This is a genomic window from Streptomyces avidinii, from assembly GCF_045161815.1.
GTDB lineage: Bacteria > Actinomycetota > Actinomycetes > Streptomycetales > Streptomycetaceae > Streptomyces > Streptomyces avidinii.
This window is the reverse complement of record NZ_CP108863.1, coordinates 7,834,192-7,859,530: the sequence shown is the minus strand read 5'-3', so window position 1 is coordinate 7,859,530 and position 25,339 is coordinate 7,834,192. Positions and strand designations below refer to the sequence as shown.

The following is a 25,339-nucleotide window of genomic DNA, read 5'->3' as shown; positions in this document are numbered from 1 at the left end:
GTCAGGGCGCGTGCGTCACGCGGGCCCGACCTCGATGATGATCTTTCCTGCGGTGTGCCCGCCCTGGCTCAGTTCGAAGGCGGCCGCCAGCTCGCTCAGCGGGAAGGTCCGGGCGACCGGGACCTTCAGCTGTCCGCTGTCGGCGAGCCGGCCCAGTTCGGCCAGATCGCTGCCGACCGGGCGGACCCACATCCACTCGCCGCCCGCCCCGAGGACGCTGGGGTCGGCGATGGAGGCGTGCCGGCCGTCGTCGTGGAGCACCTGCCGGGTGATGGCGCCGACGCCACCGACGAAGTCCGCGACGACCGTGGGGCCGTCGGGCACGAGGGCGCGGACGCGCTCGGCCAGTCCCTCCCCGTACTCGATGGGTTCGGCGCCGAGTTCGCGCACCCGGTCGTGGTTGCGCGGGGATGCGGTGCCGATGACCCGGGCTCCGAGGGCGCGGGCGATCTGCACGCCGAAGGAGCCGACGCCGCCCGCCGCACCGTGGATGAGGACGGTGTCGTCCTTGCCGGTGCCGAGGCGGGTGAGCAGCTGGTAGGCGGTGAGTCCGGCGAGCGGGAGCCCGGCGGCCTCGGCCCAGTCGAGGGAGGCCGGCTTGTGCGCGAGGGCGCGAACGGGCACGGTGACGAACTCGGCGAAGGTCCCGCCGTGCACGTAGTCCTTGCGGGCGTACGCGATGACCTCGTCGCCCTCGGCGTATTCGGGGGTGTCGATGCCGACCCGCTCGACGGTGCCGGACACGTCCCAGCCGGGCACCACCGGGTAGAGGACGTCCATGAGGGGGTCGAGCCCGCCCGCCATGATCTTCCAGTCGACGGGGTTGACGGCGGCGCACCTGACCCTGACGAGGACCTCGCCGGGTCCGACCTTGGGCATCGGCAGCCGGGTCTCGGAGAGCACCTCCGTCCCGCCGTACGTCTCGTACGCCATCGCCCGCATGGTTTCCTGGCTGCTGCCGCCCGACTGGGACATGTGCCCGACCTCTCCGAGTGCTGGTGGAACCCGCCCCCGGCCCATCCCACCATGCACGAAGCGCCCGCCCCACGAGGCGGGGCGGGCGTGGCGCGGCGTGGCGTGGCACCACGTGACAGCGCACGAGAGCGCGCGAGACCGTGCGGTGCGGCGGTCACTCGTACTCGGTGCCGCCCTTGCGGGTCAGGTACGCCGGGCTGACCGCCTTGGCGATGGCGCGGCCGCCTGTGACCGGGCTGTACCGCTCGGCCGACAGCCGGATGACCACGCCCTCGCGCAGGTGCACGGCCTTCCCGGAGACCGTCTCGCGGCCGCTCGCCAGCTCCAGGACCGTGTCGAGGTCGTACGGGCCCTCGTACAGCCGTGGTACCAGCGGGAGCTCACCGTCCGTCAGGACGGCGGCCGGGTCCAGCCAGCGCACCTGACCGTCGATCTCGGCGGAGACGTCGAAGACGGCGTATCCGGGCGGCGCGTCGGCGGTGCGCACGTCGGTCCCGTACGAGAGGTCCTGGACGCCCTTGCCGTACACCTCGCCGAAGATCCCGACCCGGCTCGCGCCGAGGCGCTCGGCCAGGGCCGCGGCGACGGCCGGTACGGCGTGGCCCCTCACGGCCCGCCAGTAGACGTTGCGCTCGTCCTCCTTGAGCGCCAGCCCCTTCGAGCCGAATCCCTTGGAGGAGACGAAGGAGCGCTCGCCCTCGGCGACGTACGTGAACAGGCAGGCGGTGCCGTGCAGTTTCTCGGTCAGGACGACGGGCTCACCGGGCTCGAAGATGTGCGGGTAGCGCTGGAGGTTCTCGATGTCGACCCACGGCAGCAGGTCGGCGGCGGCTTCGACGTCGCCGTTCATGGTCGTGGGGATGGGCGGCGCCCACTTGGTGATGCCGAGCAGCTCCGCGAAGTCCGTTTCCTCCTTGGCGGCCCGGGCCAGGTCGACGTCGGCGAGCGCGCGCGGCCTGCACACGAGTCCTTGCGAGAGTTCGCCCCGCAGCCGGACCGCCTTGACCCGGTCGGCGGAGCTGCCGGCGAGGCGCCCGGTGAGGCCGAGCTCCTCGATCAGATCGGCCGGCAGGACGGCTTGTTCGGGTATGTAGACCGCGAACTCGCCCGTGCGGTAGGCACCCTTGGCGATCACCGCGCGGTACAGGCCCACCTGGGCCAGTTCCAGCGCGTCGGCGTTCGGGTGCTCGTGGACGGTCAGCTCTTCGGCGGTGACTCGCAGGGTCGACATGGTGCGGCTCCAGCATCGGTCAGGGACGTGACGACGACGCGCAGTGGTGCGGCGCGTCGCTGACGACCACTCTCCTTCCCGCCATTTCCGCTGGTCCAGCGAATATCACGGTGTTAGCCTGCCCGCCCCACCCCTCGCCGCCCGCCCCACCCCGCTCCCGCGTCACCCAGGAGGCTCCCATGTCACCTCGTCCCGTCACCGTCGTCACCGGCGGCAGCAGGGGTATCGGTGCGGCGGCCTGTCTGCGGCTGGCCGCCGACGGACATGACCTGGCGCTGGGTTACACCCGCGACGCGACGGCGGCCGAGGCGGTGGCCGCGCAGGTGCGGGCCACCGGGGCCCGCTGTGTGACCGTACGGGGTGACGTCTCTCAGGAGTGCGCCGTCGAGCGGCTCTTCGACATCGCCGGCGCCGAACTCGGCCGGGTGACCGGGCTGGTCAACAACGCCGGGGTGACCGGCCCGCTGGGCCGGCTCGCCGATGCCCGGACCGAGGATCTGCGGCGGGTCCTGGAGGTCAACCTCCTCGGATACCTGCTGTGCTGCCGCCGGGCCGCCCGGGACATGGCGGAGGGCGGGGGCGGCGCGATCGTGAACGTCTCCTCCGCGGCCGCCACCCTCGGCAGCCCCGGGGAGTACGTGCACTACGCGGCGACCAAGGCCGCCACCGACGCGCTGACCGTGGGTCTCGCCAAGGAACTCGGCCCGGACGGGATCCGGGTCAACGCCGTGGCCCCGGGCACCATCGAGACGGACATGCACGCGGCGATGGGCGACCCCGACCGGCCGGCCCGCCTCGCCGCCTCGATCCCCCTCGGGCGGCCCGGCCGGCCGCAGGAGATCGCCGGGGCGATCGCCTGGCTCCTCTCCCCGGACGCCTCGTACACGACGGGCACCGTGCTACGGATCTCCGGCGGCCGCTGATCCCAGGAGGGCGACCGGGGCCGCTCCCGAACGGCCGTCGGGTCCCCCTCCGGGATGCGGCACACCGGCGGCCGTGCCGGATCGACGAGACGATAGCCTCCGTGTGTGACGTACCGCAGCAGCCGGGCCATGGACCCGTACTCCGCCGAGCTGCCTCACCATCAGACGCTCCTGCAGGGCACGGACTGGGCATCGCTCGCCACCCCGTGCGGCACGGGCGAATCCCTGCCGACGGCTCTGGCACGTCTCATCGACCCCGACCCGCTCGTCAGGGAGGCCGCGGTCAAGGACGCGCTGGGCAAAGTGACCCATCAGAACAGCATCTACGAGGCCACGATGCCCGTGGCGCTGTACGCGGCGGCGATCCTCGAGCATCCGGCCCTCGCCGTGGACGGCTCCCGCCACGACGACGCCCCGTCGATGGGCCGCCCCACCCTCGTGGCGGTGCTCGACTGGCTCGGCAGGACGGCCCGTGACGCCGACGACGCGTGCGTCGCCGCCGACGAGGACTCGTGCGGCGACGGCTCTCCCGACGGGGGGATGCGCGCGTTCCGGGAACTGCGCCCGGCGATCTTCACCGCTGTCCGTGCCTTCCTCGGTCACGACGACCCGGAGGTACGGAACGCAGCGCTCGTCGCCGCCATCCCCCTGGTCGAACACCCCGCTCTCGTCACGCACCGGAGCGACCTGGCCGGTCACGCCCACCGGCTGCTGGCCACCAGCACCGACCGCTACCACCGGGACCGCGTCCTGGACGCTCTGAAGGCATGGGGTCACGACACCACCGACCTGGAGAGCGAGGCCGACATCGCGGCCCACGAGCGGTACGCCGTCCTCAGAGCCGCACGCGCTTCTCGGCAGAACGACCGGGCGACCGGCGGCGGCTACAGCGAGGACCCGCCCTTCTGACGCACGGCCCTCGGCACCGGCGCGGGTGATGGCCGACAGCGCCGGGCCGTGGTCACTGCACGGCCGCCCGGGTGGCCGGGCCGTAGACGCCGTTCGGGTCGCCCTTGATGGAGCGGTCCCGCTGCAGCTGGCTGACGCCGCGCTTGGTCTGGTTGTCGAAGACCCCGGTGACGGAGACGTACGTGAACCCCTGGCCGTGCAGCAGCTCCTGCAGGGCACGCACCTCGGGGCCGCTGTCCCCCATCCGCAGCGTTCCGGACGGGCCCGCGGCCGAGGCGCTGGGCGCGGACGACGGTTCCGGGGCGCGGCCGGTGGTCGTGGGCGAGGGGGAGGACGAGGGCGCGGCGGACCGTACGGACGCGGTCGGCGCGGGTGTCCCGGTATCGGCGCCGGAGTCCGGGCTGCGCGCCGGGAGCACCGGAACGGACAGCTCGGCGGGCGCCCCGGCCCGGGGCGGACGCGGGTCGGGTCCGCTCAGCAGGAGCACCAGGGTCCCTACGGCGCCGAGTGCCAGCAGGGTGATCACGGCGAACGGGAGACGGCTCCGGGCGGCAGCACGCACGGGAGCGGGAGGGGGAACGGAGGCGCGAACGGGAACCGGGGCGGCGGCTCCGGGGGCCGGGACGCGCGCAGGGCCGGGGAAGGCGAGGGGTCCGGTCTGCGGCCAGGCGGGGGCGGACGCGGGGTCCGTCGGCCGGGGCGGCCGACCGGAGGGGGCGACGTACGGGCGTACGAGCAGGTGGTCGTCGGGGACGAGCCGGCTCTCATCAGGGTCCTGGGGCATGGTGGTCTCCCGGCGGGGACGGGGGCCGGCGCGGCGGTGCGGTGCCGGCCCCCACCCGGTCGGTCAGGCTCCGCGCCGCCGGGCGGCGGGAGCCGGGGCCGCGCCGGCGGCGAGGGCGCCGGGCGTGGATATGGACATCTGGTGCATCTCCGAAGTGCGGCTCAGCAGCGATCCTTGATCGGCGCACTCTTGCCCTCCGGCAGGGTCCAGGTCAAGCCGGATGTCCGATCCGCTCCCGTCCATCCGATCTGTCGGTCAGGTGAGCGTGGTGGGCCTGCGGCGGATCGCCGTGGCCCAGACGGTGCCGGCGGCCACGAGCATCAGGGCGGCCCCGCCGAGCGGGGCGGCGGGAGCCGAGATGCCGTCGACGGCGAGGCCGCCGCACAGCGCGCCCGCCGCTATGGCCAGGTTGAACATGGCCACCATCAGCGAGGAAGCGGCCTCGGGCGCGTCCGGGGCCGCCTTGATCATCCACCCCTGCACGCTCACCGAGACCCCGCCGTACACGAGCCCCCAGGCCAGCAGCAGAGCGGTCCCGGCGGCCGGTCCCGGAAGCACGGCGATCAGCGCGAGGATCACGGTGAGGGAGGTACTGACCACGAGCAGGGTCCGGTACGGATCGCGCGCGCCGGCCAGGAAGTTCCCCGCGACCCCCGCGACGCCGTAACCGAGCAGCAGGGTGCTGACGTGTTCGGCGTCGATGCCGGAGACGTCCTGCAGGATCGGCCGCACGAAGGTGTAGGCGGCGAACTGCCCGGTCACCACCAGGAAGGTGACGACGACCCCGGCCCGCACGGCGCGGTTCCCGCGGAGCAGGGCGGGGAGTTCGGGGAAGGTGACGTGGCGGGTCGGCGGCAGTGCGGGCAGCAGCAGGAGCAGGGCGGTCAGCGTGACCAGGCCGAGGGCGCCGACCGCCGCGAAGGCGGTGCGCCAGCCGACGCCCTCGCCGAGCAGGGTTGTGGCGGGTACGCCGAGCACGGAGGCGGTGGGGACACCGCCGAAGACGAGCGCCGTGGCCCGGCCGACGTGGCGCTCGGGCACCAGGCGCACGGCGAGTCCGCCGGCGATGGCCCAGAACCCGCCGACGCTGATTCCGACGAGCAGGCGGGCCGCCAGGACGACGGCGAAGTCCGGGGCGACGGCGGCGACGAGGTTGGCGGCCACCATCAGGGCGATGAGCACGCACAGCACGCGTCGCCGGTCGAGCCGGCCGGCGCCCACGGTGACCAGCGGCGCGCAGAGCCCGGCGACCACCCCGGGCGCGCTGACCATCAGACCGGCGGTCCCGTCGGACACACCGAGGTCGGCCCCGACGGGGGTGAGCAGCCCGACGGGCAGCAGTTCGGAGGTGATCAGGCAGAAGATGCCGAGCGAGACGGCGCACACGGCCGCCCAGCCCTTCCACGGAGCGCCGCCGCTCCCGGGTGCCGGTCCGGCAACCGGACGGACCATGGACTGCGGATCCCCGGACATCCCGGGCGGACCGGACTCGGGGGACGGCGCGGGGTTGCTGCCGGACGCGGCGGCTGAGGTCATGGATCGGTTCTCCGTACGGGCGATCGGCGGGCAGGACACCACGGCACGGGGAGCCGGGGGTCGCGCCTCCCCCTTCGCCCGTACTGCTGTTCCAATTTCCCATACGCCGCCGGACATTCCCGCCCGGCCGGTGTCACCCGCAGGCATGAGAGCGGGACCGGGCCGGCTCCGCCGTACGGCAAGGTGGTCGGATGCAGTTACGTCGGGCCGTGCCCCTCTCCCTCGTCGTGCTCCTCGCCAGCACCGGCTGTATCTCCGTAGGACCGCAGGACACGGCCTCGTCGCCCGTACGGGGGTCCGGACCGCCCGTCGGGGCGCCCGATGCCCCGACGCCGCCCGCCCTGCCGCTGGGGCCGCTGCCCCCGGCCGCCACGCCCGGTCCGGACGCGGCCCCGGACCCGAAGTCGGCCACCGGGCCGGATCCGGAGCCGGAGCGCTCGCGCGGGCGTGCCCCCGCGAAGGCGGCGCCGTCTCCCCGGCGGGGGCGGGTGCCGGGTCCGGCGACGGCCCACCCGCGGCGGCGGCCGGCCCCGCCGCCCCGCATGGACCAGATGTGCGCGGCCGCGGAGGGCACGGTGCCGCCGTCCATCGTCGACCTGTGTCTGCGGCAGTACGGCCGCTGACCTCCGGGTCCGGACCGGGTGCGACGCTTGACCCTCTCCCTGTGTCAGACCTTGTAGTGGAGCGCGTCATGTTCACCATCGGAGACTTCGCCAAGCACGGCCGGGTGTCGGTCCGCATGCTGCGTCACTACGACGCCCTCGGACTGCTGCGCCCGGCGCGCGTCGACCCGTTCACCGGCTACCGCTACTACGAGGCCGGGCAGCTCGCCCGCCTCAACCGTGTCATCGCGCTCAAGGAACTCGGCTTCAGCCTCGACGAGGTGGGGACGATTCTCGGCGAGCGGGTGGGCGCGGAGGAACTGCGCGGCATGCTGCGGCTGCGGCAGGCCGAGCTGGAGGCGGCCATGGCCGCCGCGGCGGCCCGGCTGGTCCAGGTCGAGGCGAGGCTCCGGACCATCGAGAACGAGGGAACCATGCCTGCCGACGACATCGTCGTGAAGAGCCTTCCGCCCGTCCGGCTCGCCGAGCTGACCGGGACGGCCGCGAGTTACGAACCGAAGGACATCGGGCCGGTCATCGGGCCGCTCTACGACGAGCTGTGCCGCCGCGTAGAGGAGGCCGGCATCGTCCCGACCGGCCCCGGCACCGCCTACTACGAGGACGCGGTCGCCACCGGGCCCGCGGGAGCCGTCCTCGTCCACGCCGGGCTGCCGGTGGCCGCCTCGGTGCGGGCCGAGGACCTCGGGGGTGCGGTACGGATCGTCACACTGCCCGCGGTGGAGCGGGCCGCGACCGTCGTGCACCGCGGGTCGATGGACGCGATCCTGCCGACGGCGCAGGCCCTGGCTCGCTGGATCGACGCGCACGGGCACCGCTCGGCCGGGTACGCGCGCGAGCTGACCCTGGCCTGCCCGCAGGACCGGGAGCAGTGGGTCACCGAGCTCCAGGAGCCGCTGGCCTCCACCTCCTGACTCCGGAGCCCTCAGGGGCGGCGTCCGCAGGCGCGGGCGCACCGCCGGGCCGTGTCCCGCCGGGCGGTGCGCAGCCTGCGCACGGTGTTGTGACTGCGCCGCTTCCACTCGCCCCGCGGCAGCGCCGCCCGCTGGCCGCCGCTCGCGATCAGGGCGTTGACCGGGGTCATCGGGTCGGCGGCCAGCGCCTTGGCGAACAGGACCCCGACCACGAGCGGGACCAGGGCCACGGCCAGGGCGGAGCCCGCGGTGGTCACCTGCTGCATGCGCGGTCGGGCGGTCGTCGCGCTGCCCGGGGCCTGTGAAGTCATGTCCCCATTCCAGCAGCGCAGCGGCGTCGGGGAATCGGGGTGGATACTCAGCCCGTTGGGTGTGAGGTACTCAGACGGACGGGGCGGGTGGTGGGTGATGGCGGTACCCGGGCAGGGTTTCGAGCCCGCGACCGGCGACGGCCCTCTCGCACCGCCCGGCGGGCGGCGCGAGGCGGAGCTGCGCACCGCGTACGAGGGGCTGCTGCAGATCCGCCGCGTGGTGGGCGGCCCGGCGGGCGCGGAGGTTCCCGCACCCTGGGAGGTACGGCAACTCCCGCGCGCGGTGGCCCTCGCACTGGAGGCGGCCGGCATCGTGCCGTCGGCGCTGGACGCGCAGGGGCGGCGTACCCGCAACGGCTACCGCGTGGCGGCCGGCGCGGAGCCCGGGCGGGCCGAGGTGACCTGGCCGGGCCCGCCGGGCGGCGGCGCGGCCGGTGAGGAGCAGGAGCGGCTGGCGGCCTGCGCGGCCGTGCTGGAACGGCTGGGCTGGGTGTGCCTGCTGTACCGGGGCCCCCGGGGGCGCCGCTTCCTGGAGGTGGAGCCGCCGGGCGGGCCGGGCGGGCGCGTGCCCGGCCGGGCGTGAGCGGGGCCCCGCCTCAGGCGTAGCGTGCGGCCAGCGCGGTCACCGTCTCGGCGAGGGCGCGGCGCAGTTCGGGCGGGCCGAGCACCTCGGCCTCCGCGCCCAGCCGGAGCAGGTCGCCGACGGCGACGGACCGGGACTCGACGCTCAGGCGCAGCCGGACCCAGCCGTCCGCGTCGGCCGGGCCGGCGTCGGCGAGCGCCCGGGTGCCCGCCGCCCCGAACTGCATCGGCAGCAGCCGCTGGCCGTACGGGGACAGGCGCAGTTCGGCGGTCTGCTGGTGGAGTACGGCGTCCAGGCGGCTGGTGGACTCCTGCCAGTAGGCGGCGAGTTCGAATCCGGCGGGCCGTTCGAAGCGCTCCTGCGCCGTGTCCACCGCGAGGAACCGGGAGACGCGGTAGGTCCGTACGGCGCCCTCGACTGCGGCGACGAGGTACCAGGTGCCGCCCTTCAGGACGAGGCCGAGCGGGTGCAGATCGCGCCGCACCTCGCCGCGCCAGCGGCGGTAGTGGGTGCGCAGGACGTACTGGTCCCAGACCGCCTGGGCGATCTGCGCGAGGTGGGGGACGGGGTCGGCCTCCCGGAACCAGGCCGGCGCGTCGAGGTGGAAGCGGCCCTGGATCCTGCGGGCCCGTTCGGCGAGTGCGGCCGGGAGCGCGGCCTGGAGTTTGAGCTGGGCGGCGGCCAGATCGGCGCCGAGGCCGAGTTCCCTCGCGGCTCCCGGGGCACCGGCCAGGAAGAGGGAGTCGGCCTGGGTGTCGGTGAGGCCGGTGAGGCGCGTGCGGTAGCCCTCGGCCAGCCGGTAGCCGCCGGCCGGGCCGCGGTCGGCGAGGACGGGGACGCCGGACGCGCCGAGAGCCTCGATGTCGCGATGGATCGTACGCACGGACACCTCGAGCTCGGCGGCGAGTCGGGGTGCGGTCATCCGGCCGCGGTTCTGCAGCAGCAGGAGCAGGGAGAGAAGCCGGTCGGCACGCATGGCGCCATTGTCACCCGTACCTGACAGAAGGTGTCAGGTACGGCTGTCAGCCTGAAGGCACGACGCAGCGCAACCCAGCACCGCGCTGCACGACCTGATCAACCGCCGGACGCGCAGGCCCGTCCGGCCGGCCGAGAGGACCGTCATGCCCACGCCCGTAGAGACCGGTGGCCGCTTCACCTTCGCCGACTGGAAGGAGAGCCCCGTCGGCGCCGCGGACGCCGTCCCGCGGCTCGCCCACGCCCATGTCACCAATGCCTTCACCGGGGGGATCGAGGCTTCCGGGACCGCCTGCGACTACACGATCGCCTACATCGGGGAGAACCTCGGCTCCTACAGCGGCATGGAGCTGGTCACCGGCAGCCTCGACGGCCGCAAGGGCAGCTTCGTCCTGGAGGAGCGCGGCACCTTCGACGCCGACGGCACCGTCTGCCGCTTCGAGGTGGTCCCCGGTTCCGGCACCGGGGACCTCGCCGGGCTGACGGGCTCCGGAGGCTTCACCTACCGGCACGGCGACACCTCCGTCGAGTACCGCTTCACCTACGGTCCGGGTCGGGGCTCGGAAGGGTAACGGGAGTTCCCTCGGCCGGAAAACTTGTTGAATGTGATCGCATTGGCCAGGAATATTTGGCCAATTTGGTGATTAGTGGACTGATGTTTCATCATCGTGACTGCACGTCAGTTCTCGGCGTGCGTCAGAGGGAGGCGGGGGCTCCGGGGGGTCCCCCGTTCACACCGGCCCGATCCCGCAGGCGAGTTCCAACTCCAGCCGCGCCCCGCCGTGACTCCCGTCCCCGTTCCCGTCACCCAGGCAAAGGCTCATGTCCGCCCAGCAGCTCTCGGACCTCATACGTTTCGCCCGCCACAACTCGCCCTACTACCGGGACCTCTACGCGTCCCTGCCACCGCACGTCGACCGCCTCACCGACCTGCCGGTGGTCGACCAGCAGGAGTTCTGGGCGGCCAACGCCCTGCACGACAACCGCGTACTGACCGGCCCGCTCAGTGAGGCCACGGTCTACAAGACCGGCGGCACCACCGGGTCCCCCAAGTTCTCCGTCTACACCCGCGACGAGTGGCGCACCTTCGTCACCGCCTTCGGTCAGGGGCTCGTGGACACCGGTCTGCGCCCGGGGCACCGCGTCGCCGACCTCTTCTACGCCGGGGAGCTGTACGCCAGCTTCCTCTTCGTCCTCGACTCGCTGGCCCACGCGCCCGTGGACAACGTCCGGCTGCCCGTCGGCGGCGCCGCGCCGCCGGAGTCGACGATCCCCACGCTGCGCGATCTCGCCGCCCAGGTACTGACCGGCACGCCCACCACCCTGTGCCGGCTCGCCGAGCAGGTCGTCTCGTCCGGTGTCCGGCTCGATGCGGTGGAGTTGCTCCTCTTCGGCGGCGAGGCCCTCTTCGACGACCAACGGCGGCTGCTGGCCGCCGCGTTCCCCCGCGCAGAGGTCCGTTCCGTCGGATACGCCAGCGTCGACGCGGGCCTGCTCGGCCGCCCGGTGTCCGGCTCGGACGCCCGGGTGCACCGGGCCTTCACCCCGTACGCCCTCGTCGAGATCCTCGACGACTCCACCGACGAACCCATCACGGAACCGGGGCGACCCGGCCGGGTCGTCGTCACCAGCCTCTTCCGCCGGCTCATGCCGATCATCCGCTACCCCGCCGGCGACCGGGCCGAATGGACCGGCACCGGGCCCGGCCACTTCAGGATCCTCGGGCGCGCCGAGGAGGGCGTGCGCGTGGGCCCCGTCTCCCTCTACACACAGGACGCCCAGGACGCCGTGGCCGCGGCGGACACCGAGGGCCACGTGGTCGGCATGCAGCTCGTGGTACGCCGCTGGGAGGGCCGCGACGGGCTCGTCCTGCGGCTGGCGACGGCCCCCGGTGACGACGCCGACGGCCGGATCGCGGGCGGCCGTGAGGCGCTGGCCGAGGCCGTCGTGACGCAGCTGGAGACCGTACGGCCGCTGTATCCGGACAGTGTGCGTGCCGGATTCGTGCACCCGCTGTCCGTGGAGTGGGCGCGCCACCGCGACCTCGCCGTCAACCCGCGCTCGGGCAAGCTCGTCCGCGTCCTCGACGAGAGGCCGACCGCATGAGCGCCTCACCCGTGGATTCGCCCGTGGATTCGCCCGTGGATTCGCCCGTGGATTCGCCCGTCGCCGCACCCGCAACGAGCACCGGGACCGGGACGGCTGCCGGGGCCGGCGCCGGAGCCGGCGCCCGGCGCCGTCCGCTGGTCCTGCGCAACCGCGCCTTCGGCGCGGTGTGGCTCGGCCAGATCCTCACCCAGGCCGCCGTGCGCATGTTCCAGGTCGGAGTGGCCTGGTGGATCGTCGCGCACGCCGTGCCCGAGGCTCCCGGGCTGGCCTCCGGGCTGTTCCTCGCGGCCTGCACGCTGCCCGCCGTGGCGCTGGCACCCGCGGTGGCCGCGACCATCTCCCGGTTCGCCCACCGTTCCGTGCTGCGGACCGCCGCCGCCCTGGCGGGGGCCGCCTCGGGTGCCCTCGCGCTCTGGGCCCACGGTGGCGGACTGCCGCTCACCGGCGTGTACGGCGCCGCCCTCGCCCTGGCGACCTGCCAGGCGTTCTTCGATCCCTGCCTGACCACCTCCGTTCCCGAGCTCGTCGACGACGCCGACATCGAGACGGCCACCGGCTTCGAACTGTCCACCCAGTCCCTGGCCGGCCTCGCGGGGGCCCTGCTCGGCGCCCTGACCGTCGACCGGACGGGCGTGGCCGGGCTCGCCGCCGGCTGCGCCGCCGCATACCTCGGCGCCGCCGTGCTGGTCACGAGCGCCCGTTTCCGCACCGCCGCCCCGAGCGACGCGGACGGGGCGGACGGCGCGGACGGCCCGGCGGGTCCGCCCCCTCGGCGCCCGCTCCGCCGCATCCTGGCCGGACTGCCCTCCGTACGGCGGATCCTGATCTGCTTCACCGCGGCGAACCTCTTCACCGCCGCCGTGTTCGTCGTCATCCCCCTCTACACCCGCTCGGTCCTCTTCGGCGGAGGCGGGACCGTGGCCCTGCTGGAGGCCGCCCTGGGCACCGGTGCGCTCGTCGGCGCCTTCACCGGCACCCGCGTGCCCGGTCGGCCCACGGTCGCCGGCGCCTGGTGCCTGGGTCTGATGTCCCTCGCACTGGCGCTGCCCGGGCTGTTCGCGCAGCGCCCGGTCGTCGCCGGCTGCCTGGCCGTGGCCGGCTGGTGTGCCGGGGCCGTCAGCGTGCGCTTCGTCGCCCTGTTCCAGCGGATGGTGCCGACGGCGGACAAGCCCGGCTTCTTCGCCGTGATGCAGGCCGTCCTGGGTGCCTCCCTGCCGGTGGCGTCCCTGCTGTTCGGCTCCGCCGGCGACTTCCTCTCCCCGCAGACGCTCTGCCTCGTGCAGGGGATCGGACTTCTCCCCGCGGCCTGTGCGCTGGCCCTGCTGGGGTCCCGTACGCCCGACCCCGCCGTGGCGGAACCCGCCGGAGGCGAGCGATGAGCCTCGTGATCGCCCCGGCCGTCCGCGCGGACATCGCCGAACTGCGCCAGCTCTACTACGCCGTCTACGGTCCGCACTACCCCGTGGCCCTCGGCACCGACCCGGCCGAGATGGCCCGGCTCATCACGGACCCGCACTCCCTGTGGCTCGTCACCCGCTGCGCCGACACCGGGTCACTGACCGCCTCCGCGGCCATCCGCGGCGAGGCGGGCAGCCGCACCGGTCGCCTGGAGGGCATCGCCGTGCACCCCGAGCACCGCTCGGCGGGCCTGGCCGCCGCTCTCACCGAGGCCCTGTGCGCCGGGATGCTGGACACGGGCCGCCTGGACTCGGTGTACGCGACCGTGCGCACCGTCAGCGCCGGTCCGCAGCGCGTCGTCGCCCGCAACGGCTTCCGCCCGCTGGGCATCCTGCCCAACGCCGTGGATCTCAGCAGCCGCGAGAGCCTCGCGCTCTACGCGCGTCACGCCGCCGGGGTCCTCGACCGCCGGATCCCCGTCACCGAAGTACCGGCCGCTCTCCTGCCGTTGCTGCGCACCGCCGAAGCCGCGCTCGGCATCGAGTACCTCGGGGTCGGCGCCACCGCCCGCCCGCTCCCGGCGCCCGCCCCGCACGCGGCCGTCGAACGGCTGGAGGTGATCGAGGCACCGGCCTTTGTCCGACGCCGCTTCCGCGAGCAGTTCCCGGGCGCCGAGGGCTGGTTCTACCCGCTGCACACCCCGAACGTGCTGCTCACCCCCGAGGACGGCCGGTTCGAGGTCTACGCCTACCTCAACCGCGCCGGCGGCTACGGCTCCCTGCTGACGGCCCACCCCGACCCGGCCGCCGCGGCGGCCCACCTCGAACCCGTCACCCGGGCCCTGGCCCGCGCGGGCGCCGGATACGTCGAGGCCCTGGTACCGCTCGCGCACCACGAGGCCCTCTCGGCCTTCCTCGCCCAGGGGTTCGTCGCCGGGGCCGTCTATCCGGCCATGCGCGCGGACGGCGACGGCTTCCACGACTACGCCGTCCTGTCCCGTTCCAGCGAACGGATCGACTTCCGCGGCGTCGCCGTCGAACCGCCCCTCCAGCCCTACCTGGACTGCTACGTGTCGGCCTGGGCGTCGACACACCTGCCCACATCTTCCGAGGTTGCCTCATGAGCCCCATGAACCCCCATCTCGCGCCGGTCGCCGTACCCGACCCGGCCCTGCTGCCGCACGTACAAGAGCTGTGCGACCTGACCGACCCGTACGCCTTCGGGGCCGCGGCGGACGAACTGTTCGCCGCGGCCATGGCGGAGACCAACGCCTGGCACACCGAACGCTCCCCGTTCTTCCGCTCCCTGTACGAGGCCACTCCCCCGGCCGAGCCGTACCGCACGCCGCTCGTCCACGCGAACTTCTTCAAGCGGCACGAGGTGCTCTCCGTCCCCCGGGAGGACGTCGAGCTGCACCTGACCTCCTCCGGCACCACCGGCCAGAAGTCGCAGATGTTCTTCGACCGCTGGACCATCCGCTCCGCCCAGCGCATGGTCGCCCGGATCTTCGAACGCAACGGCTGGATCACCCCCGACCAGGAGGTCAACTACCTCCTGTACAGCTACGAGCCGGCCCCCTCGCTGAACCTCGGGACCGCCTTCACCGACAACTACCTGTGCGACTTCGCCCCCGCGCGCAGCGTCGCGTACGCGCTGCGCAACACCGGCGGCGAGCACGAGTTCGACCCCTTCGGCTGTATCGCCGCCCTGCGGCGTTTCGAGCGGGAGGACGCCCCGGTCCGCATCCTCGGATTCCCGGCCTTCCTCTTCTTCACCCTGGAGCGGATGCGGGCCATGGGCCTGCCTCCGCTGCGCCTTCCCGAGGGCTCCCTCGTCGTCCTCGGCGGCGGCTGGAAGGGGCACGCCGACCGGCGCATCGGCAAGGAGGAGCTGTACTCCCGGGTCACCGAGCAGCTCGGCGTTCCGGGTGAGCGGATCCGGGACACCTTCGGGTCGGTCGAGCACTGCATCCCGTACATCGAGTGCGACCACCACCGGCTGCACGCCCCCGTCTGGTCGCGGGTGACGATCCGCTCCACCCGGACGCTCGAACCCCTTCCCTACGGGGAGCGGGGATACCTGCACCTCGTGTCGCCGTACATCACCTCGGTGCCGGCGCAGAGCGTGGTGATGGGCGACCTCGCCTCCCTGCAGCCGGGCGACGCCTGCGGGTGCGAGCTGGAAACCCCCTGGTTCACCGTCCACGGCCGTGCCGGGGTGAGCCGCAACCGCAGCTGCGCGGTGGCCGCAGCGGAACTGATGAAGGGAATGGCGTGACCTTGAGCGTGCACCACCACTACTGGCAGGGCGAGTTCATCGGCGACGAGGAGGCCGGCCGCCGGCTCACCGGCCTGCTGGCCGCCGTCGAGGCCGCGCTCGCGGACAGCCTGGAGACCGAGACCGTCCTGGCCGCGTGCGACGCCCTCGGGGCCGCACTGTGCGACCCCGGCCACCCCGTGCACGCCCGGCTCGCCGCGCACCTGCCCGAGGGCGAGGACCCGGCCGTCCTGACCGAGCTGGGCGGCCTCATCGGCCGGCGGGAGCTGACCCGCAAACTGCGCCGGGAACTCGGCAGCGCCACTCCCGGCCGGCTGAACCGCGCGGATCCGCGCGAGACGGTCTTCGAGGCCTGGGCGCCCGTCGGCCTGGTCGCCCACATCGCGCCGGGCAATGCCGCGACGGTCGCGCCGCTGAGCATCGTCGAGGGGCTGCTCGCGGGGAACGTCAACATTCTGAGGACCAGCAGCGCCGACACGCTCCTGACCCAGCACCTGATGGCAGAGCTCGCGGCCCTGGACCCGAGCGGCGCGCTGGCCGCGCGGATCGTCGTCCTGCGCTTCCCCTCCTCCCGGCAGGAGTGGCTGCGCCTGATGTGCGCGCCCGCGGACGCCGTCGCCGTATGGGGCGGGGAAGCCGCCGTCGAGGGGGTGGCGGCCCATGTGCCGGCCGGCTGCCGGCTGGTGGAGTGGGGGCACCGGATCTCCTTCGCGTACCTGACGGCCGACGCCTGGTCGGACGCCGGCACGCTCGATGCCCTGGCGGACGACGTCTGCCTGCACGAGCAGGAGGCGTGCTCCAGCCCGCAGGTGGTCTACCTCGACACCGAGGACGAGGACGAGGTCTTCGGCTTCGCCGAGCGTTTCGCCGCGGTCCTCGCCGCCCGGCCGCCGGCCGCGGCCGATGCTGCGGCGGGCGATCCGGACCCGGCGGAGGCGGCCGAGCTGACCACGACCGAGCTGGTGGCCCGGCTGGAGGAACACCTCGGCCTGACGCGGGTGTTCGCCGCCGCCGACGGCTCGTGGCGGGTCATGGCCGACACCCGGTCCCCGCTGACCGCCTCGCCGCTGCACCGCAGCGTGTGGGTCAAGCCGCTGCCCCGCAAGCGGCTGATCGCCACCCTGCGGCCGATGCGCCGCTACCTGCAGACGGCGGGCCTGGCGGGCAGCCCGACGGACATCGCCGAGCTGTCGCGCACCGCCCTGGCGGCGGGCGTCACCCGCGTCACGCCGGTCGGCGCCATGCTGGAGAGCTACGCGGGTGAGCCGCACGACGGCGTCTACGCCCTGCAGCGCTACAGCCGCCGCGTCGCGGTCCAGGCCGATCCGGTCCGGTTCGCCACCACCGCCTGCCTGGACGACCTGGTCCGGCCCGTGATGCTGCCGCGTCCGGCGGGCCCGCTGCAGGGCAAGGAGGACGTACAGGAGCCGGCCCGCCGGCTCACGCGGGCCGATGCCGAGCTGTACTTCCGCAGCGGCGGCAGTACCGGCGCACCGGCGCTGTCGGTCTTCAGCTACGACGACTACGACACGCAGATGCACGCCGCCGCCCGTGGCCTGCTGGCCGCCGGATACGACCCGGCATCGGACCGGACCGCCAACCTGTTCTACTGCGGTTCCATGTACGGCAGCTTCATCAGCTTCTTCTCCGTGCTGGAACGGCTCGGCGGGGTGCAGTTGCCGCTGTCCGCGGGCCCGGACCACGCGGCGACGGTCCGGGCCATCGTCGACCACGGGGCCGACACCCTCTTCGGCATGCCCTCCTACCTGTGGCAGCTGCTGCACGCGGAGGCGGACGCGCTGCGCGCGTACGGGGGCCTGCGCAAGGTGTTCTACGGCGGCGAGCACTTCACCGAGGAGCAGCAGCGCACGCTGAAGGACACCTTCGGGATCGAGGTCGTCCGCTCGATCACCTACGGCAGCACCGACCTCGGCCCGCTGGGCTACCAGTGCACCGAGAGTTCCGGCGGCGTGCACCACCTGCACGCCGACCTCCACACCATGGAGATCCTGGACCTGGCCGAGGACCGCCCGGTGGTCCCGGGCGACACGGGCCGGCTGGTCTTCACCACGCACGCCCGGCGCGGCCAGCACCTGGGCCGGTACCTGATAGGCGACCTCGGCCGGGAGGTCCCGGGCCGCTGCCCGTGCGGACGGCACGCGCCCCGCTTCGAACTGCGGGGGCGCACCGGCGACGTGATGCGGGTGGCGACGTATTTCCTGGGCCACCGGCGCTTCCTGGACCTGGCCGAGGAGAACGGCGGCCACCGCGGCGAGTTGCAGATCCGGCTCGACTCCGCCGAGGCGCGCGAGCGACTGACGGTACGGGTGGAGCGGACCGCGACGACGGATCCGGAGCGGCTGCGGGAGGTCTTCCTGGCCGGCTACCCGGAGCTGCGCTCGGCGGTGACGGAGCGGCTGCTGGAGCTGTCGGTCGAGGCCGTGGACGGTGCGTCGCTGGACCGCAGCCCGACCAGCGGCAAACTCCTCGCCGTGGTGGACGCGCGCGGCTGAGACGAACGGGGGCGGGGGACGGCCCGATGGCTGTCCCCCGCCCCCTTGTTCCTGGGGCTGTCAGGTCACGGCGCGCCGAAGGTGAGCGTCAGCTGCGGTGTCCCCTCATTGGCCTGTGCCTCGGAGGACCACAGCCACAGGGCGTCCGTCCCGGTGCTGCTCAGCGCCACGTCATAGCCGGTGCCGAGCGCCGCCGCGAGGCTCGCGGTGGTCAGGGCGGTGGTGTGCACCGCCGAACCGTCCGGGATCCCGGCGAAGGAGCCGAGCGCCGGACCGCCCAGCGCGGGGCGGTTGCTGTACGTGGTCCCGCCCTCGCTCCACGAGCCGGTGACCGGGAGGACCGAGACGGTGTCCGTGGTGCCGGCGCCGCTCTGCGTGCTCGTCTTCACGCTGAGCGCGGCCGATTTCAGTACGGTGCCCGCGGGCGCGGCGGGCAGGTCGAACCGCAGGTAGCTCGCGTAGAACGAGGTGCCGCGCACCGCGAGCGATCCCGAGGTGCCGTAGTTGGTGGCGGGCGCCCCCGCGTTGGCGTAGGTGTCCTCCGCGGCGGCCACCTGGACCACCGAGTCGGCCGGGGCGGTGGCGAGGGCGTAGTGGTTCTGGACCTGCGCGGCGCTCAGGACGGTCGGGTAGACGGCGGTCTCGTCGAGCTGGCCCGCCCAGTACTCGCTCGTCGGGCGGTCGGGCCAGCCGCCGAGGCTGTCGCCGCCGGCGTGCCAGTAGCCCGAGAAGTTCTCGTGGGTGGTGACGTTCAGGGTGCCCTTCTGGGCGCCGTCCACATAGAGGGTCATGCCGCCGGGACCCTGGCTCGCGACGACGTGGTGCCACTGGTTGTCGTTGTAGGCGGCGCCGGTGGTGACGGTGCGGGTGGCTCCGGTGTAGACGCCGTAGACCAGCCGGCCGTCGTTGGTCATGTAGATGTGCTTGTCGTACTGATTGCTGCCGCGTGCCTGGTTGTTGCCGAAGCCGAGGAGCTTGCCGCCCCGGGTGGTGTTCGTCCTGAACCAGGTCTCGATGGTGTAGGTGCTGCCGACCGTCTGCCGCGTGTCCCCGTACACCTGGGTGTCGGTGCCGTTGAAGCCGATCGCCGTACTCGCACCCGAGACGGCGCCGGGGCTCTGGCGCAGGGCGGGGGCGTTCAGGTGCACGCCGCTCTGGTTGCCGCCGGCGGAGGAGTCGGCGGCGAAGGGCAGGGCCGCTTCGTCGTAGCGCCAGTACTGCTGGGCTCCGTCGGCACGGACCTGGTTCGGGTAGCCGTCCACCTGGGTCGGGACGGTCACGCTCGCGGTCGCGGACAGGGCGCTGGTGTTGCCGGCCCCGTCGGTGGCCGTCACCCGGTAGGTGTACGACTGGCCCGCTGCCACGGTGGTGTCGGTCCAGGAGGCCTGCGGGCGCTTGAAGAACAGCGAGTCGGCGGTGACCGTGGCGATCGGCGTGGCCGCGCCGTTGCGGTAGATCCGGTAGGTCAGTGCGCTGTCGTCCAGGTCCAGGCCGGTGCGCCAGCGGACCTGGACCTCACCGGGCCTGAAGCTGACCGCGCTCGCGACGGGCACGGTGGGCGCGCCGGTGTCCCCGGTGGAGGCGAAGCGCGTCAGGCTCTGCTGCGCGGCCCCGTTGACGGTGGTGAACTCCCCGCCGACCCACAGGTACTGGACGCCGCCCTTGGACCCGACCGTCATCACGCGCGGCCCGATGCCCTCGCCGATTCCGTCGTTGGTGTCGGGGGCCCAGCCGAGCTTGCCTGTGCCGCTGGTGGGCTGGGCCAGCAGGTGGTGGCGCTGGCCGTCGGGGAACTCGCCGACGCTGGAGCAGTCGTGGGCGTGCGAGGCGCTGTAGAGCACGTTCTGGTAGGGCAGTACGGCCTGGGTGGCGCCGAGGCAGGTGTCGCGCCAGCGCTGGCCGAAGTCGCTCAGGTTGAGCGCGATCCGGCCGTCGAAGACGCCGCCGCCGGTGCCCTCGTTGGCGGTGTAGAAGCCGGTCGCGTCGGTCGCGATGTCCTTGACGACGGAGTTGGTCTCGATGAAGCCGGCATACGACTTGGTGAGTGCGCCGCTCGTCGCGTCGACGACGGCCAGTGCGTGCGTGTTCGTACCGTTGACGGTGAAGAAGTCACCGCCGAGGACGACATTCTGGCCGTCCGGGGTGACCTCGACGGCGCGGCCGGGCTCGTCGGCGTCGGCGGTGAAGGGCTTCAGGGCGCCGTCGGCCGCGCCGACGGCGGCGAAGCGCTCGCGCGGCTGGCCGGCGACGCTGAGGAAGTCGCCGCCGGCGTAGACGGTGTCGCCGGTGACGGCGAGGGCGCGGACGGTGGCGGCGAAGGCGGGGCGGAATCCCTGTTTCACCGTGCAGCTCGCCACGTCGACGGCGGCGAGGCTGGAGACGGCGGTGCCGTTGACGGCGCCGAAGTACCCTCCGACGTAGAGGGTCGCCTTGTCCGGCGAGAGGGCGAGCGCGCGGACCGTGGCGGTGCCGGAGCCGACGGTGAACGACAGCTTGCAGGAGGTCGGGGCGCCGGTCGCGGCGTCGAGCGCCACGAAGTTCACGGCCGACTGCTCGCTTCCGGAGCCTCCGGCCGGCGGGCGCACGGTGGAGAAGGTACCGCCGGCGAAGACCTGGCCTCCCGCCTCGGCGAGCGCCCAGACAACGCCGTTGGGCTGCCAGGTGGCCAGCGCGTCGGCGGTGAACGCGACGGGCGGGGTGAGCGCCGCCGCCTGCGGGACGAGGCCGAGGCCCACTCCCGCGCCGGTTCCGGCCAGGGACAGGGCGAGAGCGGCCGCCAGCCCTCGGGATCTACGCATGAATCCCCCAGTTCGGTATGCGGTACGGCCGTAGGGTGCGGCCGTGCGAGACATGGCCGAAAATCGCCGAACAGCAGTCCGTAAACCATGCCTACGGGCGCACCCTAGAGCGATTCGAGGCCTGATTCATCCCACTTGACACATCGGATGCAAATTCGCGCCGGGCTCCGCACACGCCCCGCCGTCAAGCGCGCGGCTTCGCACGGACGTGCATGCGCTCCCCCTGCCTCCCGAAGAGACTGAGGATCTCCACCGGCCGCCCGTCCGCGCTGGAGAACCAGTGGGGCACCCGGGTGTCGAACTCGGCCGCCTCGCCCGGGCCGAGGATCAGATCGTGCTCGGCGAGGACGAGGCGCAGCCGTCCCTCCAGCACGTACAGCCACTCGTAGCCCTCGTGGGTCCGCAGATCCGGCTCGCCGCCACGGTCGGCGATGAGCATCTTGTACGCCTGGAGGGGGCCCGGGCCCCGGGTCAGCGGGACGGCCGTACCGCCGTTCGGCAGGGCGCGGGGGGTCAGCCGTACCCGGGGGTCCCCCACTTCGGGAGCGCCCACCAGGTCGTCCAGGGGAACCTGGTAGGCGGCCGCGAGCGGCAGCAGCAGTTCCAGGCTGGGGCGGCGCTGCCCGGACTCCAGCCGGGACAGGGTGCTCTTCGAGATGCCGGTCGTCTCGGAGAGCGCGGCCAGCGTGAGGCCGCGCCGGGCGCGCAGCCGTCTGAGCCGGGGGGCCACCTCGTCGAGGACCGCCCGATGGGGAGATGGCTGCGGAGACGGCTCGTCGTTCATACGGCCATTCCACTCGGCCGTCCCGGAAACGGCAACAAGGTTTGCCGGTCGAGCTCGGGTGACCGCACCCTCGCGGCATGAACCCACTGAGCCCACAGAGGCCACCCGGTGATCGCGTACACGCAACCGCACACGGACGGCGCCGCACCGGCGGCGACGGGAGCACCGAAGCCCAGCCGCCCGCCGTCCCGTGGGCGCTCGCCGGTCTCTCCCTCTCCGTGCTGCTGTCCTCGCTCGGTACCGGGATCGCCCACGTCGGCCTGCCGACCCTGACGCAGGTCTTCTCCGCCTCCTTCCAGCAGGTGCAGTGGGTCGTCCTCGCCTATCTCCTCGCCGTCACCACCCTGGTCGTCGGCGTCGGACGGCTCGGTGACCTCGTCGGCCGGCGGCGGCTGCTCCTGGCCGGGATCTCCCTGTTCACCGCGGCCTCGGTGCTCTGCGCCGCCGCGCCGGCGCTCTGGCTGCTGATCGGCGCCCGGGCGGCCCAGGGACTGGGGGCGGCCGTCATGATGGCCCTCACCATGGCGTTCGTCGGCGAGACGGTCCCGAAGGAGCGGACGGGCAGCGCCATGGGGCTGCTCGGCACCATGTCCGCGGTGGGCACCGCCCTCGGTCCGTCGCTCGGCGGCACCCTCCTCGCCGGGTTCGGCTGGCGGGCGCTCTTCCTCGTCAACGTTCCGCTGGGGATCCTCGCGTTCCTGCTCGCCCACCGCCATCTGCCCGCCGACCGGCAGGGGTCCGGGTCCGGCCGGGCCCGCTTCGACCACGTGGGTACGCTGCTGCTCGCACTGACGCTCGCGGCCTACGCACTCGCCATGACCCTCGGCCACGACCGCTTCGGGGCGCTCAACACGGCCCTGCTGCTGGCCGCCGCCTGCGGAGCCGCCCTCTTCGTGCGGGCCGAGGCGAGGGCGGCGGAACCCCTGCTCCAACGGGCGCTGCTGCGCGATCCGGTGATCGGCGCCGGCCTGGTCTCGGGCGCGCTCGTGTCGACGGTGATGATGGCGACGCTGGTGGTCGGGCCCTTCTACCTCTCCCGCACGCTCGGGCTGGACGAGGCCCCGGTCGGACTCGTCCTGTCGGTCGGACCGCTGGTCGCCGCGGTGACCGGCGTGCCGGCGGGCCGTCTCGCCGACCGGTTCGGCGCGCAGCGCATGACCCTCCTCGGGCTCCTCGCGATGGCGGCCGGGGCCCTCACCCTGTCCATGGCGCCGGCGTCCCTCGACGTCGTCGGGTACGTCGTCCCGCTCGCGGTCGTGACCGCCGGCTACGCGGTGTTCCAGACGGCCAACAACACCGCGGTCATGGCGGACGTCGGCGCGGACCGGCGGGGCGTGGTCTCCGGAATGCTCAACCTCTCACGCAACCTCGGGCTCGTCACCGGCGCGTCCGTCATGGGCGCCGTGTTCGCGCACGCGTCGGCGACGGCCGACATCGCCTCGGCGCCGGCCGCGGCCGTGGCCACCGGGACGCGGTTCACCTTCCTGGTGGCGGCGGCGTTGACCCTGGCCGCGCTCGCCGTCTGCGCCGCCGTCACCCTCGGACGCCCTGCTGACGGGCGTCCGGCCCCGGCAGCGGACGGCACAGCAGGGCGGCCGGGGAGGGGCGGGTGGCGGCGCGGGTGGTGAAGGCGATGCCCGCCGCGTACTCGGTGGGCAGGCACTGGCCCTTGCGGTTCCCGTAGCCGAAGTCGCCGCCGGGGCCGCCCGGCGGGCGGTTGTCGCCGCGGTCGAACCAGAGCGTCCGGCCGCCCCCGGGCAGGGCCGTACGGGCCGGGGCGCAGAGCGCCGCCGAGACCCGCTCGCCGCGCAGGCTGTAGCCGATGAGGAACTGGCCGCCCGGGCACTGGAACTTCGTGTACCCGGTGGCCCAGTCGCCGCCCCCGGGGACATACCTCTCGTCGCGGACCACGGTGTGGCCGCCCGTCGGGGCCCGCAGGTCGGAGGTGGTGCACAGGCCGCGGCCGCCGGTGTGGGCGAGCCCGGCGAGGCGGGCGCCGTCGGGGCAGACCGCCTTGCGGGCCCCGCTGTCCCAGTCTCCGGCGGCGCGGGTGCGCAGCGAGGCGTTGTGATCGCGGTGGTCCGTGGTCAGCTGGTACCAGGCGGGGGCGGCGGGGACCGGACCGGTGCGGCCGGGGGTGGTGGCGAGCGGGGACCAGCGGGCGGTGCGCCAGTCCCCCGGGTCCAGGACGCCGGAGCGGCGGCCGGCGGCGTCGTAGCGCAGCAGCGCCCAGCTGTCGCCGCCCGGGTTTCCCTGGGCGTCGGCGCTCCAGCCGACGAGGGGCCAGTACGCGAAGTCGGCGTCGGAGCGCGTCAGGTACCCGGTGAGGCGGTCGAACCAGGTGCGCGGGGCGGCCCCGGTCTCGTCGGCCCCGATGCCGAACTCGCTGATCCAGACGGGGGCGGTGAAGTGCGTGCCGGTCTCGGCGGAGACGAAGAAGGCCTGGTCGTAAAGGGTCTGTTCGAGCTCGGCCGCGGTCATGTCCTGGTAGCGGAGGTCGCTGGTCTCGCCGATTCCGGTCGCACCGCTGTGCCGGGGACCGGTGTACCCGTAGAAGTGGGCCGAGTAGACCAGCTTGTTCGAGGTGACCAGGGTGTGGGAGAGCGTGCGCACGGGAGTGAGGGTGGGGCGGCCGTGCGGGAATCCGTCCACGGGCAGGCCGAACCAGTTGATGCCCTCGACCACGATCAGCAGGTTCGGGTTGGCCTCGGTGAGGATGCGGTCGGCGGCCTCCTGGGCGGCGGCGTGCCAGTCGTGGTTGTCGCCGAGACCCCAGTTGGGGTCGTCGAAGAAGTCGCGGCGGACCTCGTTGTAGAGGTCGGCGCCGACCACGCGCGGGTTGTCCCGGTAGCGGCGGGCCAGGAAGACCCAGTCGTCTGCCCACTGAGCGGTGGAACGGCCGCTGTTCCAGCGTTCGTTGCCGTCGAGGCCGCAGCACCAGCGGGTGGTGACGGTGTGGTTGTTCGGGATGACGGCGAAGCCCGCGTCGGTGAGGGCCGCGACCACCGCGTCGTACACCTGGAGGGGGGTGCGGCCGCGCAGGGCCGGATTGGCGGCGACGGCCGCGTCCGGGACGGGGACGCTGTCGCGCAGCATCTCGTTGGAGAAGGGCAGCCGGATGCTGTTGAGCCCCAGGGCCCGGAAGTCGGCGAGCAGCGTGGGCAGGGGGACCCGGTCCAGGCCGATCGGGATGCCGTGGGCGTTCTGCCCGCTGTGGTGCGTGGCGGGATCATTGCGGTCCCCGGAGCCGTTCCAGGAGCCCTGGGCTCCGTCCCAGTTCCCGGAGCGCAGGCGGAAGCGGTTGCCCTGCGCGTCGACGATGTACCGGCCGCGGGTGGACAGGGGCGGGGTCCAGGTCTCGGCGCCGCCCGCACCGGCCGCGGGGGCGGGCACCTGGGCGGCGACGGCGGGCCCTGCGTACGGCGCCGACACCGCGCCGGCCATCAGCAGAAGGGCGCAGAGTACCGCGCGTAAGAGGCTCTTCATCTTGCTCCTGCCAGGATCCGGCCGTCCCTGCGGGCGGCTGCCGCCGGGCAGGTTACCGGCGGGTCGCCTCCGGGGGAAGTCGAACGCACGCACACTTTCGGGCGCCTCCGAGCAGCCACGGATCCGCCCGGGCGGCGCCCGGTCACGCACGGTCACCCTGTGGAAACCGCCCCGCGCCGGGCCGCGCCCCTCTACCGTGCCCTGAGGTGATTC

The 25,339-nt window shown here is 73.8% G+C and carries 21 protein-coding genes; 12 read left to right on the top strand and 9 right to left on the bottom strand.

Features of this window, described 5'->3' with window-relative positions; all coding sequences use genetic code 11:
* Positions 1–15: 15 nt before the first annotated feature.
* Together OG373_RS35490 and OG373_RS35485 are read right to left on the bottom strand one after the other, a co-directional pair.
* On the bottom strand, positions 16–942 hold the full coding sequence (locus tag OG373_RS35490) for an NADP-dependent oxidoreductase (RefSeq protein ID WP_405444317.1): 927 nt from the start codon (positions 940–942) through the stop codon (positions 16–18).
* Positions 943–1,129: 187 nt separating this feature from the next.
* A complete protein-coding gene (locus OG373_RS35485) occupies positions 1,130–2,206 on the bottom strand; it encodes an RNA ligase (ATP) (protein WP_405442718.1) in 1,077 nt (358 codons plus the stop codon).
* A 179-nt stretch (positions 2,207–2,385) separates the two neighbouring features.
* On the opposite strand from OG373_RS35485, the gene OG373_RS35480 reads away from it, so the two are divergent.
* Positions 2,386–3,129, top strand: a complete 744-nt coding sequence (locus tag OG373_RS35480) for an SDR family oxidoreductase (RefSeq protein ID WP_405442717.1) — start codon at positions 2,386–2,388, stop codon at positions 3,127–3,129.
* Between the two features lie 105 nt (positions 3,130–3,234).
* Positions 3,235–4,038 carry a hypothetical protein gene (locus OG373_RS35475; protein WP_405442716.1) on the top strand — a complete coding sequence of 268 codons (804 nt, stop codon included), beginning with the start codon at positions 3,235–3,237 and terminating at the stop codon, positions 4,036–4,038.
* Between the two features lie 52 nt (positions 4,039–4,090).
* Here the strand turns inward: OG373_RS35475 and OG373_RS35470 are convergent, their stop codons facing one another.
* A complete protein-coding gene (locus OG373_RS35470) occupies positions 4,091–4,822 on the bottom strand; it encodes a peptidoglycan-binding protein (RefSeq protein ID WP_405442714.1) in 732 nt (243 codons plus the stop codon).
* A gap of 255 nt (positions 4,823–5,077) precedes the next feature.
* Complete coding sequence (locus tag OG373_RS35465; protein ID WP_405442713.1) at positions 5,078–6,358, bottom strand: MFS transporter; 1,281 nt, start codon at positions 6,356–6,358, stop codon at positions 5,078–5,080.
* A gap of 191 nt (positions 6,359–6,549) precedes the next feature.
* On the opposite strand from OG373_RS35465, the gene OG373_RS35460 reads away from it, so the two are divergent.
* Together OG373_RS35460 and OG373_RS35455 are read left to right on the top strand one after the other, a co-directional pair.
* Complete coding sequence (locus OG373_RS35460) at positions 6,550–6,981, top strand: hypothetical protein (RefSeq protein ID WP_405442712.1); 432 nt, start codon at positions 6,550–6,552, stop codon at positions 6,979–6,981.
* A 68-nt stretch (positions 6,982–7,049) separates the two neighbouring features.
* Complete coding sequence (locus OG373_RS35455) at positions 7,050–7,892, top strand: MerR family transcriptional regulator (protein WP_405444316.1); 843 nt, start codon at positions 7,050–7,052, stop codon at positions 7,890–7,892.
* Between the two features lie 11 nt (positions 7,893–7,903).
* Here the strand turns inward: OG373_RS35455 and OG373_RS35450 are convergent, their stop codons facing one another.
* Positions 7,904–8,203: a hypothetical protein gene (locus tag OG373_RS35450; RefSeq protein WP_405442710.1), complete on the bottom strand. Its 300-nt coding sequence runs from the start codon at positions 8,201–8,203 to the stop codon at positions 7,904–7,906.
* 97 nt (positions 8,204–8,300) lie between these two features.
* Here OG373_RS35450 and OG373_RS35445 point away from each other — a divergent pair, with 97 nt between their 5' ends.
* On the top strand, positions 8,301–8,786 hold the full coding sequence (locus OG373_RS35445; protein ID WP_405442709.1) for a hypothetical protein: 486 nt from the start codon (positions 8,301–8,303) through the stop codon (positions 8,784–8,786).
* Between the two features lie 13 nt (positions 8,787–8,799).
* On the opposite strand, the gene OG373_RS35440 is transcribed toward OG373_RS35445, so the two are convergent.
* The gene (locus tag OG373_RS35440; RefSeq protein WP_405442707.1) at positions 8,800–9,762 is read right to left on the bottom strand and encodes a helix-turn-helix transcriptional regulator; all 963 of its coding nucleotides are present in this window, start codon (positions 9,760–9,762) and stop codon (positions 8,800–8,802) included.
* Between the two features lie 145 nt (positions 9,763–9,907).
* On the opposite strand from OG373_RS35440, the gene OG373_RS35435 reads away from it, so the two are divergent.
* The 6 genes from OG373_RS35435 (at position 9,908) to OG373_RS35410 (ending at position 18,058) form a co-directional block, all read left to right on the top strand.
* On the top strand, positions 9,908–10,333 hold the full coding sequence (locus tag OG373_RS35435; RefSeq protein ID WP_405442706.1) for a DUF3224 domain-containing protein: 426 nt from the start codon (positions 9,908–9,910) through the stop codon (positions 10,331–10,333).
* Between the two features lie 250 nt (positions 10,334–10,583).
* Positions 10,584–11,867, top strand: coding sequence for a phenylacetate--CoA ligase family protein (locus tag OG373_RS35430; protein ID WP_405442705.1), 1,284 nt, complete (start codon positions 10,584–10,586; stop codon positions 11,865–11,867).
* Positions 11,868–11,914: 47 nt separating this feature from the next.
* Positions 11,915–13,249, top strand: coding sequence for an MFS transporter (locus OG373_RS35425; protein ID WP_405442703.1), 1,335 nt, complete (start codon positions 11,915–11,917; stop codon positions 13,247–13,249).
* Positions 13,246–14,391: a GNAT family N-acetyltransferase gene (locus OG373_RS35420; protein WP_405442701.1), complete on the top strand. Its 1,146-nt coding sequence runs from the start codon at positions 13,246–13,248 to the stop codon at positions 14,389–14,391. The genes OG373_RS35425 and OG373_RS35420 overlap by 4 nt, the downstream gene beginning before the upstream one ends.
* Positions 14,392–14,396: 5 nt before the next feature.
* Entirely contained in the window at positions 14,397–15,545 is a 1,149-nt protein-coding gene (locus OG373_RS35415) for an acyl-protein synthase (protein ID WP_405444315.1), read from the top strand.
* The gene (locus OG373_RS35410; RefSeq protein ID WP_405442700.1) at positions 15,542–18,058 is read left to right on the top strand and encodes an acyl-CoA reductase; all 2,517 of its coding nucleotides are present in this window, start codon (positions 15,542–15,544) and stop codon (positions 18,056–18,058) included. Before OG373_RS35415 ends, OG373_RS35410 begins: the two co-directional genes overlap by 4 nt.
* 65 nt (positions 18,059–18,123) lie before the next feature.
* Here OG373_RS35410 and OG373_RS35405 read toward each other — a convergent pair whose 3' ends face one another.
* Positions 18,124–20,856 (bottom strand): DNRLRE domain-containing protein, encoded by a 2,733-nt coding sequence (locus tag OG373_RS35405; protein ID WP_405442699.1) that lies wholly within the window; start codon positions 20,854–20,856, stop codon positions 18,124–18,126.
* A 184-nt stretch (positions 20,857–21,040) separates the two neighbouring features.
* Positions 21,041–21,640 (bottom strand): helix-turn-helix domain-containing protein, encoded by a 600-nt coding sequence (locus tag OG373_RS35400; RefSeq protein ID WP_405442697.1) that lies wholly within the window; start codon positions 21,638–21,640, stop codon positions 21,041–21,043.
* Between the two features lie 77 nt (positions 21,641–21,717).
* Here OG373_RS35400 and OG373_RS35395 point away from each other — a divergent pair, with 77 nt between their 5' ends.
* Complete coding sequence (locus tag OG373_RS35395) at positions 21,718–23,268, top strand: MFS transporter (protein ID WP_405442695.1); 1,551 nt, start codon at positions 21,718–21,720, stop codon at positions 23,266–23,268.
* On the opposite strand, the gene OG373_RS35390 is transcribed toward OG373_RS35395, so the two are convergent.
* The gene (locus OG373_RS35390; RefSeq protein WP_405442694.1) at positions 23,174–25,126 is read right to left on the bottom strand and encodes a glycoside hydrolase family 5 protein; all 1,953 of its coding nucleotides are present in this window, start codon (positions 25,124–25,126) and stop codon (positions 23,174–23,176) included. The genes OG373_RS35395 and OG373_RS35390 overlap by 95 nt on opposite strands.
* Between the last annotated feature and the right edge of the window lie 213 nt (positions 25,127–25,339).